This is a genomic window from Melioribacteraceae bacterium, from assembly GCA_035362835.1.
GTDB lineage: Bacteria > Bacteroidota > Ignavibacteria > Ignavibacteriales > Melioribacteraceae > DSXH01.
Window position 1 is genome coordinate 1,296,770 of record DAOSDY010000001.1, and the last position, 18,630, is coordinate 1,315,399.

Below are 18,630 nucleotides of genomic sequence, written 5' to 3' on the forward strand. Positions count from 1 at the left end.
TCATATGAAAAATTGAGAAAAACTTCTACATAGGAATTATGGTACTTATAAAGAAACCGGGGGTGCCCCGATTTAAGATTCCGGACACCCTCAGCCTATATTATATTACTTCACTTCAATAACTTCAACTTCGTAAACAAGACTTGTAAAAGGAGGAATAATGAATCTCTTTTTTCCTTCAACGGTTTTACCGTAGAATCCGGTAGTGCCATAAGCTTTTGCGAACGGAACAATTACTTTTCTCTTCTCTCCGGTTTTCATCTCGTTCAATATCTCGTCAAGACCCGGATTTATTCTGTTTGTCCCTACAGTATAAACGAAACTTTCCGGCTGATTAATGTAATTGGTGGGCATTCCTCCTTCAGAACTGCTTACAAACGGAAAGTTCGAGAGGAGAGCAGTACCCTTGTAAATAACTTTAAGTGATGAACCGGTTTTCGGTTTATCTCCTGTTCCTTCCTTTAAGACGGAATACTTTATTCCATTCGGGGTTGAAGCTGCACCCGGTAAAATCTTTTTGATTGCCGCTTCCTCGTCCTTTGCTCTTTTTTCTTCGCTCAATTTCAGTTTTACATTTGCATCTTCAACCATCTTGCGGAATGATTCATCTGTAACGATGAATTTATTCGCCTTTTCACCTATGCGGGTAATTCCCACACTTTTTATTGTGTCTCCCTGCACTATTTTTTCTACCACATCCATTCCTTCAGCCACCCAACCGAATAGAGTGTAATTGCCGTCGAGGTATGACCTGTCGCCCAGTGTAATATAGAACTGGCTTCCGTTAGTATGAGGACCGGCATTTGCCATACCGAGCATACCGGCCTTATTATGACTAAGCTTCGAAAAGATTTCATTCGGAAATTGATATCCCGGCCCTTCTGTTTCTTTATCGGTCTTAGGCATTCCGGCCTGGATAACGTGCCCGGGTACAACGCGGTGCCAGATACTTCCGTTGAAATAGGGAGCTCCTTCTTTTAAAACACTGTTTTTAATCTTACCCTCTGCCAGTCCTACAAAGTTTGCAACCGTCACAGGGACATTCTCATAATCGAGTGATAAAGTAATCCGTCCTTTATTTGTGTTTAGATCGGCATAAATACCGTCGGGCAGGAAAGCTCCGTCTCTTGGAACGATCTTATCCAGATTTGCAATCTGATAAGCAAGCAGTGCGTAGATAAGCGCCGAGTGTTCCTGGGCGTCGGGAATAGTCTGATCATATGTATCCAGCAAGGTATGCCATGTTGTTCCGTATTGATGCGGACCCTGTGTTCGGAGCCATGGAGCCGGAACGCCTTCCATTGTAAATGAATGACTATCTGTTCCGCCCCGTCCGGCGCGTCTTATCAAACCGGTTTCCTGCAATGTGAATTTATATTTGAGATCAAGTTTTTCAATCGGTTCAACTGCCGGTTTTATATAATTGAAAATCACCTTTGGAACGCCCATTCCTACAACCGGATTGGTTCCGCTATCATTATTCAGCATCATCGAGATCTTAGGTAATTTTTTCTTATTCTTTGCGACCCAGGCTTTTGAGCCCACCAGTCCTCTTTCTTCGGCAGCATATAACTGAACCATAATAGAACGTTTCGGTTTAACGCCTGCTTTAGCAAGGATGCGCACTGCTTCCATCATTCTCGAAACACCCGAAGCGTTATCAACAGCACCGGTTGCATGATCGTATGAATCGAGATGAGCACCCAGAATTACATATTCGTCAGGATATTTTGTTCCGGGTATTACACCAATTACATTATGATATTTCACCGGTCCGGGATAAAAGAAATTGCGGATATCAAATTCGAGAATGACTTCTTCTCCCTTTTCAACTAGAGATTTAATCTGATCGAATTGTTTATCGAGCAGTTTGATATCGGGAAGCGTAGGCAAATCATCCCAGGATTTTAAATTTCTTAAATCGAACAATCTGAATGGAACTCTAGATAACTGAACAGTACCTAAAGCACCGTATGAAATTAATTTCTTTGTGATGCTGCTTACAGAATCTCTGTCGCGGGGATAACCTGTGTTTTCTCCATCCACCAGCACCCACGCCCCTTTAATTTTTTCTTTTATCTGTTCCATCCGGTCATTTTCTGTTGGAAGAACTACAACATGACCTTTCTGTTTTCCTTTTGTGCCCGCAGTGTATCCGGGTGTTCCGAATTCAAGATACATTTCGCTTGGTTTGATCATTTTACCGAACCAGGGTCCGCGGTTGAATCCCACCGGTTCTACGCCTGCTTCATCGAGCTCGGCTTTTAATCCCCACGAGCGGAGTTCGTTATAAACCCAGAGCGCGGAATTTGTGTAAGCATCGGAGCCGGTTGATCTTCCCCCGAAGCGGTTGCATAATACGTCCTGATGAACCATAGCCCTGTTTTCATTTCTGCCGATTTCCAGAATTTTCTGAAAAACCGGATCCTGCTGGGATAAGAGCGGGCAAACATAAATAATTAAAAGGAATAGAATTGAATAGAAGCGTTTCATGATTGATCCAATTTAGTTGCTAGTAACTCCCGAAAATTAAATAAAACAAATGAGTGCACAAATGATTCTTTATTTTTATCTTGCAATTGCATTAGTATTAATTTTAAAAGTAATAATATGAAAAGAACAAAAATTCTAATTTTGTTCCTTTTCCTATACTTACCCCTTAATTCCATCATTTCCCAGTCCGGCTCTGCTCTAACATTCAATGAGATTCTTTTTTATCCGGTTGAAACGAACGGGGAATTCGTTGAGATCTATAATACGTCCGCAACCCAGTCTATCGATATCAGCGGTTTCAAATTCAAGTATTACACTTCATCGCCGAACAATCTAGTTCCGGTTAGCGGCGGAACATTGCTCGGGCCTGGTGGATTTGCGGTAATTCTGCAGGGCAATTATGATTATGCAAATGGAATTTATAAGACACTGATTCCTGCCGGCACAATAATAATGAAAACATCCGGCAGCAATTTCGGGTCCTCCGGTATGGCAAACACAGCCGGCCGGGAAGTAAGTCTCCTTAATAATGCCGGGGAGATTGTCGAAACATATATTTACTCCGCAAACAACACTGCCGGCATTTCAGACGAAAAAATAATTCCTGATAAAAACAATACGGCGGTTAATTGGTCTAACGGAAATATCGTCAACGGTACTCCTGGCAGAAAGAATTCGGTATCTCCGGTAGATTATGATCTGGCAATTAGTTTTAAGCGGCATATTCCTCAGATTGTAACAGCGGGCGATTCGCTCTTCCTGGAGTTTGTAATCAGGAATCAGGGAAGATTGAGAGCGGATAGTTTTTCGTTTGAAGTGTATTATGATTCCGACCGTGATTCAATCGAAGAGAGTAATGAAGCTATCTACACATTAAATAATTCTATTCTACCGGATGATTCTTTACAGATTCCAGTTCCGTTCTATCCTCAAACATCCGGCGAATATATATTCATTGGAAAAATAAACTTCGCGGTTGACGAAAGAAGCTCTAACAACACAACGTTTATAAAAATCACTGTCTCCGATAAATTAGCTTTACAGGGAGAGATAGTAATAAATGAAATAATGTATGCGCCGCTCGGCGACGAACCGGAATGGATTGAATTGTATAATAATTCCGAACGGTCAATTAATCTGAAAAACTGGCGCGCCGGAGATAAGACGGCTACAGTTCTGATTTCTGCCACAGATTATGAGCTTACTCCTTCGGAATATCTTGTGATAAGTAAAGAAACGGTTATAACTGAATTACACAACATTACATCCCGATTGCTGATAAGGTCATTACCGACACTTAGCAACAGCGGCGATGACGTGCTTGTTTCCGATTTATACGGCAGAACAATCGATAGTGTAAAGTACCTTCCGTCGTGGGGCGGAAATTCCGGAGGAAGATCGCTGGAAAGAAAATCCGCTGACACAATTGCTCTGAATCAGAGTAACTGGGGATCGTCGACGAGTATAAAAAGATCTACTCCTGGGAGGGTCAACTCAATTTCGGAAAAGGAATTTGATCTGGAAATCTATTCTGTTATTACAGTGAATCAATTTGCCGAAATCGGCAAGGATTTTAATTTTACCGTTTGGATAAAGAATTCCGGAAATGCGGGTGCGGTAAATTTCAATCTCATATTATTCCGCGATAAGAATTTCAACCGGATCGGAGAAGCTGACGAATTGATCTCTTCCACATCGATTGAATCTCTTGAATCAGACCACTCAAAATCCATTCAATTAATTTGTAATGACTTCGAAACAGGTTCGAATCAGTTTATAGTTTTTCTTGATTATCCTGTAGATCAGTTTACGGAGAATAATTCATTCGTCTTCAATATTAATGGCGTTGAGTTAAATGAGGTGAGGGGAGATATTGTTATAAACGAAATTATGTACGCACCTCATTCCCCTGAGCCGGAATGGATCGAGATTTTTAACAGAAGCAGCAAAATTATTAACCTGAAAAATTACATTATCGGCGATAACTCCTCTTACATAACTATAACCGATTATGATTTTATGCTTCAGCCGGAAGAATATGCGGTTGTTTCGAAAGACAGCGTTATTTTCTCGATATACGGGAATTCGGGCAAAATAATAACCGCAGTTATTCCTTCGCTTAATGACGGCGGTGATCGGATAGTTCTTCTGGATTCTCTGGGAAGAATTATAGATTCAACTTACTACAGTCCTGTGTGGGGAGGGAGCTCGGGCAGGTCTCTCGAAAGAATTGCAGCGGAAAAATCGTCTACAGATTCTACTAACTGGAAGACAACAAAAGCGGAGAGAGGAACTCCGGGTAGAATTAATTCAATATCCAAAAAAAATTACGATATAGCGTTAATGTCAGAAAGTATTAATCCGGCCAAACCTGTTATCGGTCAGGAAGTAAGAATTAATATTCACTTCCGCAATCCGGGTAAAAACCCGGCCCGGTTTATTTGCAGGTTTTACGAAAAATTAAATAACGGAATCAAGTTGTTATTAAAAGAAGAATATATTGAAGTGCCAAGTATTGAAGATACCGGTTTTTATTTTTCTCAAATGGAATTCATTATAGAATCGCTAACAGCAAAAAGAACATTTGAATACTTTGCCGATTACAAATTGGATGAAGATACAACAAACAACCGGTATCAATTTTCCGTTATTCCCGGCTATCCAAAGAATTCGGTTGTATTGAATGAAATAATGTACAATCCTGTTAACGGTGAGCCGGAATGGATAGAGCTGTTCAACAGATCCTCCTATGATATTGATCTGGAAGGATGGTCCGTTTCAGATTTCCTGACAACACCCTTAAAAACGAAGCTTCAATCAGGCGGAATAACAGTTCCCGCCGGAACATTTTTAGTTATTTCCAAAGATTCGGTAATTAACAATTTCCATCGTTCAATTCCTTCACAGCTGCTTATCAACACATTTGCTAATCTTAATAACGATGCCGACGCGGTTATAATAAGAGATGCTAATGAAGAGACCATCGATTCTGTCAGATACGACAAATCCTGGGGCGGAGAAAACGGTAAATCCTTAGAGAGAATCAGCATAACCGGGACCTCCGGCGAACGACTCAACTGGGGTTCCTCTACAGACATTGAACTTAGCACACCGGGAAGAATCAACGGACTCGCTCCCAAAGACTATGATCTAACCATATCGGGAATTTCCATTGTACCTCTTTATGCTTCGTTTGATGAAGATGTCAGCATTGCCGCAAATGTTTTTAATAACGGCACAAAATCCGCAGATCATTTTACTGTTCAGTTCTATTTTATTACGGGTAACGACACATCATTTTATTGTAATGGAAGCGGTTCCAATTTATCCGCAAAAGATTCCGTACTTATATTATCATCAAACCGGATTAAGCTTGATAATCCCCGCCGCGTCTATTGCAAAATAATTTTTGAGAAGGATTTAGATAATCATAATAATTTTTATGTAGCGGATGTAAATTCCGGTTATGGGAGAAACACTGTTCTAATAAATGAAATTATGTATACTCCGCTTGCAGGCGAACCGGAGTGGATTGAGATTGTTAATTGCTCGTCAGAACCGGTGAATCTGAAGGGCTGGAAAATATCGGACCTGCTGCCTCTGCCAATTCCGGTCCTTATATCTTCGCAGGATGTTATTCTGAATCCCGGGAGCTATGCGGTTATAACAACAGATACTGCCAGCTTCATGTTTTATCCGCCGGAGAATTTTCTGCAGGTGAAATTCGGCTCTCTCGGTAACACATCCGAAGGGATACTAATTAATGATTTCCGCGGTGCGATAATTGATAGCATACTTTACAGTTCTAAATGGGGAGGAGCTAAAGGATTTTCGATTGAGAGAAGAGCATTCAACAAATCAGGCAGCGACAGCACAAACTGGATGACTTCAATCAACCGGTTCGGTGCTACCCCCGGTTTCCGGAATTCAGTAACAGAAATTCCTGAACTCGCACGTGGCGCACTCGTGATTAACGAAATTATGTTCGATCCGGCTGAAGGTAATTGCGAGTTCATTGAACTGCTTAATACTACACTAGATACAGTCCAGGCGGGGGGGATGAATTTGTTGATCGGTCCGGATAAAAAAATTCCGCTTTCACAATGTTATTTAAATCTGGCCCCGGGGCGATTTCTTGTATTTGCCCGCGATTCAACAATAGAAAAAAATTACAGCTTCGCATATGAAAGCAATTTCATTATTAACAGTTCGCTAGGTTTATCCAACGATGGATCTTATTTAGTTTTGATAGACGCGCACCACAAAGTAATAGATTCCGTCAATTATAATTCCGGCTGGCATAACAGGAATATAACATCAACGAAAAACCGTTCGCTTGAAAGACTCAATCCTTATCTTGATTCAAATGACCGGTCGAACTGGAGTTCTTCAGTTGCCCCGGAGGGAGCGACTCCGGGTAAAGAAAATTCAGTTTTTGCGGAAACAATCGCTTCGGAGACAAATGTAAAATTGATTCCAAATCCATTTTCACCGGACAGCGATGGCCACGAAGATTTTACGACTATCAACTTTAACCTCTCACGTAAGCTCGCCCAGGTTCGCATTTGTGTTTACGATAGCAGAGGCAGGAAAGTCCGGACTCTAAATAATAACAATCCTGCCGGTCCGAATAATTCCCTGATTTTTGACGGGATGGATGAAAACGGGCGACCTCTTAGAATAGGAATTTATATATTGCTGATCGAAATTGTAACCGATTCGGGTGAAACAGAAAAAATTAAAACTCCCGTGGTAATAGCCAGAAAACTCTAACCAACAATAGATAATTATATGAACACAGAACAATTAATCGATCAATTTCTTAAACAGAAGAGAATTGCGGTTGCAGGAATTTCAAGGAATCCTCAGGGTGCCGTAGGAAACCTTGTATACAAAAAATTCAAGAATGCAGGATACGAAGTGTTTGCAATCAATCCGAAAGCAGACGAGATAGAAGGAGAAAAATGCTATCGGACATTGAAAGATGTCCCGGGAAAACCGGATGCAGTTTTTCTCTCAACGCATCCCGACCAGTCGTTGAATGTTGTAAAAGAGTGCGCCGGACTGGGAATTAAAAACGTATGGTTTCACCGTTCTTTCGGAAAAGGGAGCTATAATGAAGCGGCTGAAAAATTCTGCCGCGATAATGGAATTGATCCAATTATCTACGGATGCCCGATGATGTACATTGCTCCTGTAGATTTCGGGCATAAGTGCATTAGGTTCTTTATGAAGGTAGGCGGAAAGCTTAAGTAAAATTACAAACCCCGATAACCGAATAGTTATCGGGGTTTGTTGTAACGGATCATTCGTATTTTATTACATGCACATGTGTATCAGAAGCTACGTATGCAAAACCACTCTTTAGCGTAATAGCATTAGCACTTCCAGCTAGAGCAATTTCTTTAATAATCTTTGGATTCTTAACGTCAGTTATATCTACAATCATGAAATCACGGTTTCCGGCAGCAAGAAATGCGTAATATTTTTCTTCCGGGGAAGTTTTATATAAAATTTCAACATCCTCTATATAACTCGGAATAGCAAGACTGGATTGAATTTGAGGGCTCTGCAAAGCACTTCCAATGGGAGAGATAATATAAATTCCGTTTTCAGAAGCCACACAGACTCTTCCATAATTTCCCGCAACCGCCTTTAAATATCCGCTCGTCGTAAGCGAATTTTTGGGCTGTGTTGATGAGTTTATCATGTTGGTTTGTGAAATGTCGTAAAATTTTATTTTACCGTTATAATCGGCAACAACCAGCTCCCCGCCTCCGGAAATACAAACAGCATTGGAGTTTGCCGCTTCATCTATCGAAGTTTGTAAAATCGGATTATCGATTGATACGATGTTGTACATTCTTACACCGCGGCTTAATTGTGAGGCAATGTAAAGCCGGTTCCCGAAAACAGTAACATCCTTATAAAATCCGCCCGGTATATAGGATCTTTGCTGAGGGAGGAAACTATTATTTCCCGGTGCAATATTATAAATATATAATCCGTGCCCGCCGCATGCGGCGTACAAATAATCCGGAGCCGAGTGGTTAACGAACAGATCGTTCACTGTGGTTAATGGAATTCTGTTCTGAAGTATCGGAATTCCGGAATCGATAACATGATAAACTGAAAGATTAGTTGCGTCGCCGACATAGAGGGTGCCGTTAAAAGTTGCGTTCGGGGAAACGGCAATCGCTTCGGCTGAATTGAATCCGTCCAGGGAAGCAACAACCTTAGCATTTGCGAACGGATTATCGCTTGTTGTTGGATTGGAAGGATTGTTATCGTCGTCTTTGTTTTCGTCGCATCCAAATACACATAGAAAAATCAGAGTTATTGAAAGGGCGAGTTTAATATAGGATTTCATAATAATTGCTCCGCTCAACAGAAAAAATATTTAATTACAAACCCCCTGATTAAAATTAGAGATTATAAGAGACTGCTACAAGCGGAATTTAGTGAGCCTAATCAATCGCTCCGGCAAAAATTAAAGATCCGATTAATCTTTCTATTTTACTTTTTTAGACCCCGTGGTTATTTTGCAATCCAGGTTTCTGATACTTAAAAAGGTTCTATTGATCAATCTCAGTGAAATAAAATCCGCCTGGAGAATCAGTCTCTCCGATTCCAGTTTCCGTACCCGCTTTTTTATTACGGCAGCAGTTTTAATCTTCGTACTTCTGAGTCTAGCCCGTTTTCTTGATTACAATGAGGAGCTATCAGGATTTGCTTTTAAAGATCCGCTATTGAGCTTATTCGAACCGATCGACTTGACCTGGTTTACATTCGGACTTATCTATATATCGCTTATTGTTGCGCTTGTATCAATCTCACATTACCCGGAAAATCTTTTAATAGCACTTCAGTCATACAGCCTTGTTTTCTTTTTCCGGCTTTGTACAATTTTTCTTTTACCTCTGGACGAACCGTCATCTACTATATCCCTAACCGATCCTTTCGTAGAGTTTTTCGGCGGTGGTGAGACTCTTCACCGCGACCTTTTCTTTTCCGGTCATACAGCAACAATGTTCATTTTTTACCTTACCAGCGTCAATAAGACGATGCGAAAAATATTTCTTTTTGCTACGGTTCTTGTTGCTATTGCCGTACTTATCCAGCATGTTCATTATACAATCGACGTGGTTGCCGCTCCGTTTTTTGCTTATACCTCCTACAGAATCGCTCTTTTGATTTCGTCTGGGAAAAAAATCTTTTAAAACAGGGAATTATTTTACAGGTATCAACGTTTTGTAATCATCAGAATTTAAGAATTAATATGGTTTCAGAAGCAATATACCTTCATTATCTCGATTCCCTCTTAAAAGGGGATAAAAACCAATGCCTTCAGATAGTCTCCAATCTGATTAAAAGCAATGTTCCCCTTAAGGAAATTTATATTCAATTATTCCAGCGCTCTATGTATCGGGTCGGTCAGATGTGGGAAAAAGAACGATGTACTATTGCCGATGAACATATTGCAACCAAGATTACCGAATCGCTTATTGAATCGATTACATCTCAATTTATGAACGGTCACCACCTTGATAAACTTGTAGTTATTACATGTATCGATAAAGAATTTCACGAACTGGGAGCTAGAATGGTGGCTGGATTTTTTGAAGTTAGCGGATGGAAAACTCTCTACCTCGGATCTAATACACCTCAATCGACGCTTATCGATCTTATAAAGGAAAAAAAACCGGATCTCCTCGGCATCTCAAATAATTTTTATATCAATATTTCCCGCCTCATAAAATTGATAGAACAGATCAGAATCGTTGCACCGGATTTGCAGTTGCTTGTTGGCGGACAGGCTCTGTCAGGCGGACAGTCGGAAATACTGAGTAAATATCCTAATGTAAAATATATTGCTTCGCTTGACGAACTTGAAGAGTATATTTCCTATCAAAGCGCACTCTGACAATTCCGGTTTTTATACTGGAAATTAATTTCATTATTTTTCACAAGTATTATTTTTATCCATCCGGAGAATATATGAAACGTGCTTTATCACTCTTCAGTATAATAATTATTATAATAATGACGGGTTGCTCAACTGGCGAACGGGAAATAAAAGATATAATAAAACCGGTAAACCTGATTGCCGGCAGAACCGACTCCCTTCTTATTTCAGATCTTTTTTATGCCGAACATTATCAACCAGTCTTTTTGCAAAATAATAATGTGAAAGCAACATATAGTTCCGGAAGCGGGATGGTCTACTTTGCCGCAGCAGAAAATTTTTCAGGAATGACACTGGTCGATTTTGAATTTGATGACCGGGTCTATTCGATTCCGGTGAGGTCAAGAATTCAGCAGAAGTACAGGTTTTCTTATAAGCCGTTAAAGGAATATAAGGTTTTAAATCTGTTCGGAAGTTTCAACGGATGGGACCGCGGAAATCTGCCGATGAATGACAATGACGGCGACGGAATTTATGAAACCGAAATTCCTCTTGAACCGGGCCGGTATCAATACAAGTTTTTCGGCGACGGGGAGGAACTGATCGATCCGCTCAATAATGTAAGGGTTCCTAACGGCATGGGCGATTTTAATTCTGTTTATACTGTTGATGAAAGCGGTGAGAAAAAAGTGTTTCTTCACATTAACGGTTATAGTGAATCAGGCGGCAAAGGGATGTTCCTCTTTGTTTATGAAAGTGCATCGGAAGGAAAAAATCTTTCTTCCGAAAATGTAATTGGGCTTCTCAACAATCAAAAATTGACTGAAGGAGAAATTGAACTTAACGGCTGGAATATTAAGCTTACAATTGATATCGAAAAATTACGGAACGCTCAACTTCTTAGAGTTGCTGTTTCGGAAAATGGAAATGTTTCGAATTTACAGTCGGTATTTCTTGTGGATGGTAAACCGGCTCCGGGAAACAACAAGTTCTTGTGGAACGACGCAATAATCTATTCCCTTATGATTGACCGTTTTAACGATGGGGATGAAACTTTAAACGATCCTATTCTTCACGATTCCCTTTCGATGAAAGCGAATTATATGGGAGGCGATTTTAAAGGAATTATCAACAAGCTGAACGAAGGATATTTCGACTCACTGGGAATCAACACGATCTGGCTTTCGCCTGTATACGATAATCCGAATACCGCGTATAAAGAAGCGCCCGCGCCGAGGCGGTGGTTCTCGGGCTATCACGGTTACTGGCCTGTTAGTTCAACAACAACCGAGGAGAAGTTCGGCACTATTAAACAATTAAAAGAACTCGTAGCCATTGCCAAATCGAAAGGAATTAAAATACTTCTTGATGTCGTTGCCAACCATGTTCACGAAAATCATCCGCTTGTAAAAGAAAAACCGGATTGGTTCGGAGAGCTTAAACTTCCGGACAGAAGGCTGAATCTCCGCTTGTGGGATGAGTTCCGGCTGACTACCTGGTTCGAACCCTATCTTCCGAAATTCAACTATGTTAAGTCGGAAGAGGCAATTGATTTTATGGCATCGAACACAATATGGTGGATGAAGGAAACGGGAGCCGACGGATTCCGGCAGGATGCCGTTAAACATATGCCCAATCAGTTCTGGCGGGAGCTTACAAGAAGGATTAAAAACGAAATTGAAATCCCGGAAAACAAAAAAGTTTATCAGATCGGCGAAACATTCGGCAGTTACGAACTGATAAGCTCTTATGTAAACAACGGGCAATTAACCGCGCAGTTCAATTTTAATGTTTATGATGTGGCCCTTCCAACGTTTCTTGATGATAATATTTCCTTTACATCGCTCGATTCAGAAATTAAAAAATCTTTCCTCGTTTACGGCGAGAACAATTTAATGGGAAATATTATGGACAGCCACGATAAAAACCGTTTCATGGCATTTGCCGACGGAGATCTCGAAGCTACTCAATGGAGCGCGATTGAAGAGGGCTGGAATAATCCGCCTGAAGTTGATAACCCGGATAATTATGAAAAAGCAAAATTATATTATGCTTATATGAATGCGATTCCCGGCCTTCCGGTAATTTACTACGGAAGCGAGTTCGGAATGACGGGTGCTTCCGACCCTGATAACAGGAGAATGATGAGATTCGGCGAACAGCTAAGTATTCACGAAAGCAAAATGCTGAATGATGTAAGAAGAATTATTAATATCAGAAAAAATCATTCCGCTCTCCGGTACGGCGATTTTTATACTCTGGCGTCAGATGAAAATATCTATGCATTTATCCGGTCCGATTTGAATGAAAGAGTCCTGGTGATCTTAAATAAAAGTAATAAGGGACAGAATATTCAACTGAAGATCCCCGATCATTATAATGTACAATCAACTGAAGATCTGGTTTCGGGTGAGAAAAAGGAAGTTGTAAACGGCACTATCACTTCAATAATACCTCCTGTAAGTTACAGGTATATTAAATTGAATTGAAAAACGAAACATCAGGTTAACCATGAAAATAGCTTTAGTGCAGCAGTCGGCGTGTGAAGATAAAAATATCAATATAGAAAAAGGCGTTAAGGCTGTCCGGTATGCTGCATCCATGGGCGCCAAAATTATCTGCTTTGCGGAACTGGCTTTCACACAATTTTATCCTCAGAAGAAGACAGCTGATAATTTTAAAAATCTTGCCGAAACCATTCCCGGCCCCACCACAAAAATATTTACCGACCTGGCAAAAGAGCTGAACGTAATCATAATTCTAAATTTATATGAAATTGAAAACGGGAATACATATGACTCCTCGCCTGTAATTAATGTTGACGGCGGAATTCTTGGAACTACAAGGATGATTCATATAACTGATTACGAGAACTTTTACGAAAAAGGATACTATACACCCGGTGATAACGGAGTAAAAGTTTATAACACGGAATTCGGTAAAATCGGAATTGCAATTTGTTACGACCGTCATTATCCGGAATATATGCGCGCACTCGCATTAGCGGGAGCGGAAATAGTTTTTATTCCCCAGGCCGGATCTGTAGGAGAATGGCCCGATGGATTGTATGAAGCCGAACTGAAAGTTGCATCGTTTCAAAACGGGTATTTTACAGCTCTCTGCAACAGGGTCGGTCAGGAGGAAAAATTAATCTTTGCCGGGGAATCGTTTGTCTCGAATCCCCACGGTAAAATAATCGCGAGGGCTGGAAGCTTAACCGATGAAATATTAATCTGCGAAATTGATCTTGCTGAAGTAGAAAATTCGCACGCAAAAAAATTATTCTTCAGGGACCGTAGGCCGGAATTATACTCAAAATGGTTTAGCCGGATTGAGTGAATTTCCGCGGAACTTCATTTTTCAATTTCATGTTATTTTTACAAAAAGGAGAAGTTTATGAAATGTCCTAACTGCAACGTTAATCTTGTAATGTCCGAAAAAAAGGGAATTGAAGTCGATTACTGTCCCGAATGCCGTGGAATCTGGCTAGATAAAGGGGAACTCGATAAAATTGTTGAAAGGTCGATTGATTTTGAGCCCCAGCAGAATATTGACAACGACTTTAACAGGAACGATTACGGCTATCAGAAAAAATATGATGACGATTATTATAAGAGAAGAAGAAAAAAATCCTTTCTTGGCGAGCTATTCGATTTTGATTAGTGTAAAAAGGGGACGCTTATAAAAAGCGTCCCCCGGTTTTTTTATTTGATCAAATAAATTTCATTCTGTCTTTCAGATAACCACTCAATACCGTCTTTTGTTACAACCACCATTTCTTCAATTGTTGCTATACCGTAATTTTCAATTGTAAGGCGCGGTTCAATTGTGAATACATTCCCCTCTTCAATTTGAAGGTAAGGCAGATTATTGTACCGCTCCCACTTCGGACCCATTAAACATCCCCCGTCGTGGCAAGCCCTGCCGACCTGGTGACCGAGGCCGTGCGGGAATTCGTCGTAACCGTTTATCTGTATGTAATTGCGGGCGACTTCGTCAATCTCCCAACCTTTTTTGCCCGGTTTCATTGCATTTGCCGAGCGGGTAATTGATTCTCTGATAACATCAAATCCTTTTTGAACTTCATCGGGTGCTTTTGTTTCGCCCGGACGCAGAACATACCAGGTTCTCTGAAGATCGGAGCAGTAACCATTCATCTTTATTCCGAAGTCCATATTAATCACATGCCCCGGTTCTATCGTTCTGTCGGTAGGGCCGGCATGAGCGCCGGCAGTATTCGGACCGGAGAATACGGAAGGGCAATAATCCTTATCCCACGCTAACTGATATCCTTTCCTGTCTACAATTTCCCGTACGAAAGAGGCGACCTGTTTTTCGGTCAATCCCGGCTTGAGAAATCTTGTAACCTCGTCGAAGATAACAAGTGTTTCTTTAATAGCCTCTTTGATATTGTTTATTTCAGACTGGGATTTTCTACCCCGGAGCGCGGCAACGATCTCTTCGGAGGAGATAAGCTTTGAGGCGTAATCGGTTCCGTTGAAATGATCCAGCAATTCGAGATATAATCCGTATGTCATTCCGTCTGCAAGACTTGAGTTGCGCGAAAAGTTGATAGCGATCTTATCGGGTTTAATATGATTGATCACTTCAAGAAATTTCTCTTTGATCGATTTTAGATACGGGTGAATGTTTTTATATGTGCCTACCTGTTTCATATTTTCAAGCTCTAGAGACCCTATAATTGCATGTGTCTCGCCAGTTCGTGTAATAATAAATGCCGACTGCCAGGTAGCATTGGTTCCAACAATCATATCCAGCATCGGGTCTTTAATATTTCCGGTCTCTCTTACGAAAGTCATCCACATATCTATCTCTTTTTCTTTAAGTATCTTAACCGCCTGGTCGATTTTTTCCAGTACTAATTCCTTGCTCATTTGTTCACCCTAATTAGTTAAAATGTATTGGTAAAAATGCCTAATCTTGATGGAAAAAGCCAAACCATAGTATCAGGAAATCGTCTAATTTCCGGGTAATTTTTTTATCCGGGATATAATTCAAGCTGCTTCAGAGATTGGAATCATGTTGGATTTATTTGCTACTTTAAGTACTGCAAGCAGAGTGAGTTAACTATTTTAATTATAATAAAGAGGTCAAAATGAAACGTCTCTGTCTCCTCATACTATTATTAATTCCTGCAATTTCATTTTCACAAATCCGTTTTGCATTCGATCCATCGCTCTCCCCCGACGGGCAAAATATCGTTTTCAGTTATGAAGGGGATATATGGACAGTTCCTTCCGTCGGCGGAACAGCATATAGACTGACGGGAATGGACGGCCTTGAAACCGGCCCGGTCTACTCGCCCGATGGAAAATGGATAGCGTTTTCCGGTACACAGGAAGGAAACCAGAATATTTATGTAATGCCCTCTGAAGGAGGAAAAATTGTACAGCTTACTTACCATAGCGCAAGTGATGCTGTGGAATCATGGAGCTGGGATTCTAAATACATTTATTTTACTTCCAACCGTTATAATTCCGGAACCACTTATAAAGTTTCTGTTGGCGGCGGGACACCGGTTCGCCTATTCGAAAATTATTTTACCTGGGCTCACAATATTTCCGAGCATCCGAAAACAGGCGAGATCTTTTTTAACGATACTTGGGAAAGCTCAAACTTCGCAAACCGTAAACGCTATAAAGGCGATTTCAATCCCGATATTAAATCATACAATCCCCAAAACGGTGAATATAAGATTCACACGACTTATATCGGAAAAGATATGTGGCCAACAATCGATATGGACGGAAATATTTATTTCGTTTCCGACCAGGCCAACGACGAATACAACCTTTACAAACTTGAAAACGGAAAAAGCAGACAGCTGACAAACTTCGGTACTTCGATTAAGCGTCCGCGGGTAAGTTATAACGGAAAAAAAATTGTTTTTACAAAAGACTATCAGATTTTTATTTATGATGTTAAATCCGGCAGCTCCAATCTGGTTGACAGCAGGATCTTCGACAACACAACTCTAAGCCTTTCCCAGGAATTTAACGTTAAGGATAAGATTACAAATTTCAATGCTTCACCGGACGGTAAAAAATTTGTATTTGTTTCGAGAGGTGTAATGTTCGTGTCGGATCTTGAAGGGAAGTTTATAAAAAAAATTAATACAGATCCGGCTGAAAGGGTAGCCGAAGCTTTATGGCTTAAAGATAACGAAACAATACTCTTTAACAGGACTGTGAAAGGATGGCTCAATCTGTTTACCGTAAAAGTTAACGGGGATCAGAAAGAAACTCAGCTTACATTCGATGGAATGAATAACCGCGAGATAAATTTTAACGACGAGAGAACTCTGGGCGTCTATTTCAGCGGAAGAAACGAGTTGAGAATGATCGACCTGACAAGTTTAAAAAGCGAAACGATTGCAAAAGACGAGTTCTGGGCCATCTATGACGCCCCCGCTCTAATTTCTCCCGACAACAAGTATATTGTTTATACGGCATACAGAAATTTTGAGCAGGATATTTTTATTTATGATATCGATAAAAAGAAGTCGACAAATATTACAAATACCGGTGTAACGGAAACAAATCCGTTCTGGTCGCCGGACGGTAAATATATATACTTCGAAACCGACCGTTTGCAACCGGGTTATCCGCGGGGAGTTCAAAACTCTGATATCTATCGAATTCCACTTCAGAAATATGACGGGGAGTTCAGATCGGACAGATTCGGGAAATTATTTACGGACGCTAAGAAAGACACGAGCAAGCCGAAAGTGGTTATCGATTTTGAAAATATAAAAGACCGATGGGAAGCCGTTGCGTCACAGACGGGAAATCAAAGGTCGGCGTTCGTTATTCAGAAAGATGATCAGACCACGCTATTATTCGTCTCTAATCATAACGGGGAAAATAATATTATATGGCAGACAACATCTAAACCGTTCGACAGGACGGAAACAAAAATTATAGAGGGAGCTAAGAGCGGCTCTATCTTTATTTCCAAATCGAAGAATGATTATTATCTTCTTGCCGACGGGAAAATATTAAAGCTCGATCTTGCAGGAAGCAAAACCAAGGCTGTTGATATCAGCTTCGCTTTCACAAAAAATCTTGCTTCAGAGTTCAACCAGATGTTTTATGAAACCTGGGCAAATCTGGAGGAGAACTATTATGACGATCAGTTCCACGGTACGGATTGGCATAAGATAAAAGAACAGTACGAAAAGTATCTGCCGGGTATAAGAACCCGCGATAATCTAAGAGCACTTCTTAACGATATGCTCGGAGAGTTGAATTCGTCGCATCAGGGATTTTCTTCAAGCGGAGAAGAGGAAAAAGTCTTTTACAAAAACAATACCATGGGCACCGGAATTGTTTTTAACAATAACGATCCGTACAAAGTGGATAGAATTATCAGGCGTTCTCCGGCCGATAAGCTCGATAAGAATATTATGCCCGGCGACATTCTTACTGCTGTTAACGGGCAGCAGGTGAACAAAGCCGAAAATAGGGAAAAATATTTTGTTGCTCCGTCACTTAATGAAGAGATTGAGCTTCTGTTTGAAAGAGGAAAAGATAAATATACTGTTAAAATTCACCCGGTTAGCTCGTTTATAATATCAAATCTATTGTATGATGAATGGGTGGATAACAATCAGAAGTACGTTGATGATAGGGGAGATAAAAAAATCGCCTACGTTCATATGAAAAATATGGGAACGGGGGAATTGAATAATTTTATTATTGAGATGACCGACGAACTTCACTACCGGGACGCACTGATTCTGGATCTGCGCTACAATACAGGCGGCAATGTTCATGATGACGTACTTCAATTCCTGAGTCAGAAACCTTATCTCAAGTGGAAATATAGAGGCGGCCAGTTTACTCAGCAGCCTAATTTCGCTCCTTCAGCAAAACCAATAGTTTTACTTATAAACGAGCAATCTCTCAGCGATGCGGAAATGACTTCGGCCGGCTTTAAAGAATTGAAACTCGGAACTGTAATAGGGACCGAGACTTACAGGTGGATAATTTTTACATCCGGAAAGTCGCTTGTCGACGGCTCTTTTTACCGGCTCCCGTCATGGGGCTGCTATACATTTGCCGGAGATGATCTTGAGATGACAGGCGTAAAGCCGGATATCTATGTTAAGAATACTTTTAAGGATAAACTTACAGGTAATGATCCGCAGCTTGATAAAGCAATTGAAGAAATTAAAAAACAGCTGAAATAATTCCGCTGATTTTTTTAGT

General features: G+C 40.6%; 11 protein-coding genes. 8 read left to right on the plus strand and 3 right to left on the minus strand.

Features of this window, described 5'->3' with window-relative positions:
• Nucleotides 1-105 precede the first annotated feature (105 nt).
• On the minus strand, nt 106-2,493 hold the full coding sequence (locus tag PLZ15_05490) for a M20/M25/M40 family metallo-hydrolase (protein ID HOI29198.1): 2,388 nt from the start codon (nt 2,491-2,493) through the stop codon (nt 106-108).
• Between the two features lie 117 nt (nt 2,494-2,610).
• Here PLZ15_05490 and PLZ15_05495 point away from each other — a divergent pair, with 117 nt between their 5' ends.
• Together PLZ15_05495 and PLZ15_05500 are read left to right on the plus strand one after the other, a co-directional pair.
• Complete coding sequence (locus PLZ15_05495; protein ID HOI29199.1) at nt 2,611-7,266, plus strand: lamin tail domain-containing protein; 4,656 nt, start codon at nt 2,611-2,613, stop codon at nt 7,264-7,266.
• Between the two features lie 18 nt (nt 7,267-7,284).
• The gene (locus PLZ15_05500) at nt 7,285-7,749 is read left to right on the plus strand and encodes a CoA-binding protein (GenBank protein HOI29200.1); all 465 of its coding nucleotides are present in this window, start codon (nt 7,285-7,287) and stop codon (nt 7,747-7,749) included.
• Nucleotides 7,750-7,798: 49 nt separating this feature from the next.
• On the opposite strand, the gene PLZ15_05505 is transcribed toward PLZ15_05500, so the two are convergent.
• Complete coding sequence (locus PLZ15_05505) at nt 7,799-8,863, minus strand: hypothetical protein (protein ID HOI29201.1); 1,065 nt, start codon at nt 8,861-8,863, stop codon at nt 7,799-7,801.
• A gap of 208 nt (nt 8,864-9,071) precedes the next feature.
• Between PLZ15_05505 and PLZ15_05510 the strand changes: the two genes are divergently transcribed.
• From PLZ15_05510 to PLZ15_05530, 5 genes are all read left to right on the plus strand, one after another.
• Nucleotides 9,072-9,713 (plus strand): phosphatase PAP2-related protein, encoded by a 642-nt coding sequence (locus PLZ15_05510; GenBank protein HOI29202.1) that lies wholly within the window; start codon nt 9,072-9,074, stop codon nt 9,711-9,713.
• Nucleotides 9,714-9,772: 59 nt separating this feature from the next.
• Nucleotides 9,773-10,417 (plus strand): cobalamin-dependent protein, encoded by a 645-nt coding sequence (locus PLZ15_05515; protein HOI29203.1) that lies wholly within the window; start codon nt 9,773-9,775, stop codon nt 10,415-10,417.
• A 74-nt stretch (nt 10,418-10,491) separates the two neighbouring features.
• A complete protein-coding gene (locus PLZ15_05520) occupies nt 10,492-12,888 on the plus strand; it encodes an alpha-amylase family glycosyl hydrolase (GenBank protein HOI29204.1) in 2,397 nt (798 codons plus the stop codon).
• 22 nt (nt 12,889-12,910) lie between these two features.
• The gene (locus PLZ15_05525) at nt 12,911-13,738 is read left to right on the plus strand and encodes a nitrilase-related carbon-nitrogen hydrolase (GenBank protein ID HOI29205.1); all 828 of its coding nucleotides are present in this window, start codon (nt 12,911-12,913) and stop codon (nt 13,736-13,738) included.
• Between the two features lie 57 nt (nt 13,739-13,795).
• Nucleotides 13,796-14,062, plus strand: coding sequence for a zf-TFIIB domain-containing protein (locus PLZ15_05530; protein ID HOI29206.1), 267 nt, complete (start codon nt 13,796-13,798; stop codon nt 14,060-14,062).
• Between the two features lie 41 nt (nt 14,063-14,103).
• Here PLZ15_05530 and PLZ15_05535 read toward each other — a convergent pair whose 3' ends face one another.
• On the minus strand, nt 14,104-15,294 hold the full coding sequence (locus PLZ15_05535; GenBank protein ID HOI29207.1) for a Xaa-Pro peptidase family protein: 1,191 nt from the start codon (nt 15,292-15,294) through the stop codon (nt 14,104-14,106).
• Between the two features lie 221 nt (nt 15,295-15,515).
• On the opposite strand from PLZ15_05535, the gene PLZ15_05540 reads away from it, so the two are divergent.
• Complete coding sequence (locus PLZ15_05540) at nt 15,516-18,611, plus strand: S41 family peptidase (GenBank protein ID HOI29208.1); 3,096 nt, start codon at nt 15,516-15,518, stop codon at nt 18,609-18,611.
• The last annotated feature ends 19 nt before the right edge of the window (nt 18,612-18,630 follow it).

What these genes read in the sequence shown, in the direction of transcription:
- PLZ15_05490 (HOI29198.1), bottom strand. Translation starts at nt 2,493, where the DNA reads ATGAAACGCTTCTATTCAATTCTATTCCTTTTAATTATTTATGTTTGC.
- PLZ15_05495 (HOI29199.1), top strand. Translation starts at nt 2,611, where the DNA reads ATGAAAAGAACAAAAATTCTAATTTTGTTCCTTTTCCTATACTTACCC.
- PLZ15_05500 (HOI29200.1), top strand. Translation starts at nt 7,285, where the DNA reads ATGAACACAGAACAATTAATCGATCAATTTCTTAAACAGAAGAGAATT.
- PLZ15_05505 (HOI29201.1), bottom strand. Translation starts at nt 8,863, where the DNA reads ATGAAATCCTATATTAAACTCGCCCTTTCAATAACTCTGATTTTTCTA.
- PLZ15_05515 (HOI29203.1), top strand. Translation starts at nt 9,773, where the DNA reads ATGGTTTCAGAAGCAATATACCTTCATTATCTCGATTCCCTCTTAAAA.
- PLZ15_05520 (HOI29204.1), top strand. Translation starts at nt 10,492, where the DNA reads ATGAAACGTGCTTTATCACTCTTCAGTATAATAATTATTATAATAATG.
- PLZ15_05525 (HOI29205.1), top strand. Translation starts at nt 12,911, where the DNA reads ATGAAAATAGCTTTAGTGCAGCAGTCGGCGTGTGAAGATAAAAATATC.
- PLZ15_05530 (HOI29206.1), top strand. Translation starts at nt 13,796, where the DNA reads ATGAAATGTCCTAACTGCAACGTTAATCTTGTAATGTCCGAAAAAAAG.
- PLZ15_05535 (HOI29207.1), bottom strand. Translation starts at nt 15,294, where the DNA reads ATGAGCAAGGAATTAGTACTGGAAAAAATCGACCAGGCGGTTAAGATA.
- PLZ15_05540 (HOI29208.1), top strand. Translation starts at nt 15,516, where the DNA reads ATGAAACGTCTCTGTCTCCTCATACTATTATTAATTCCTGCAATTTCA.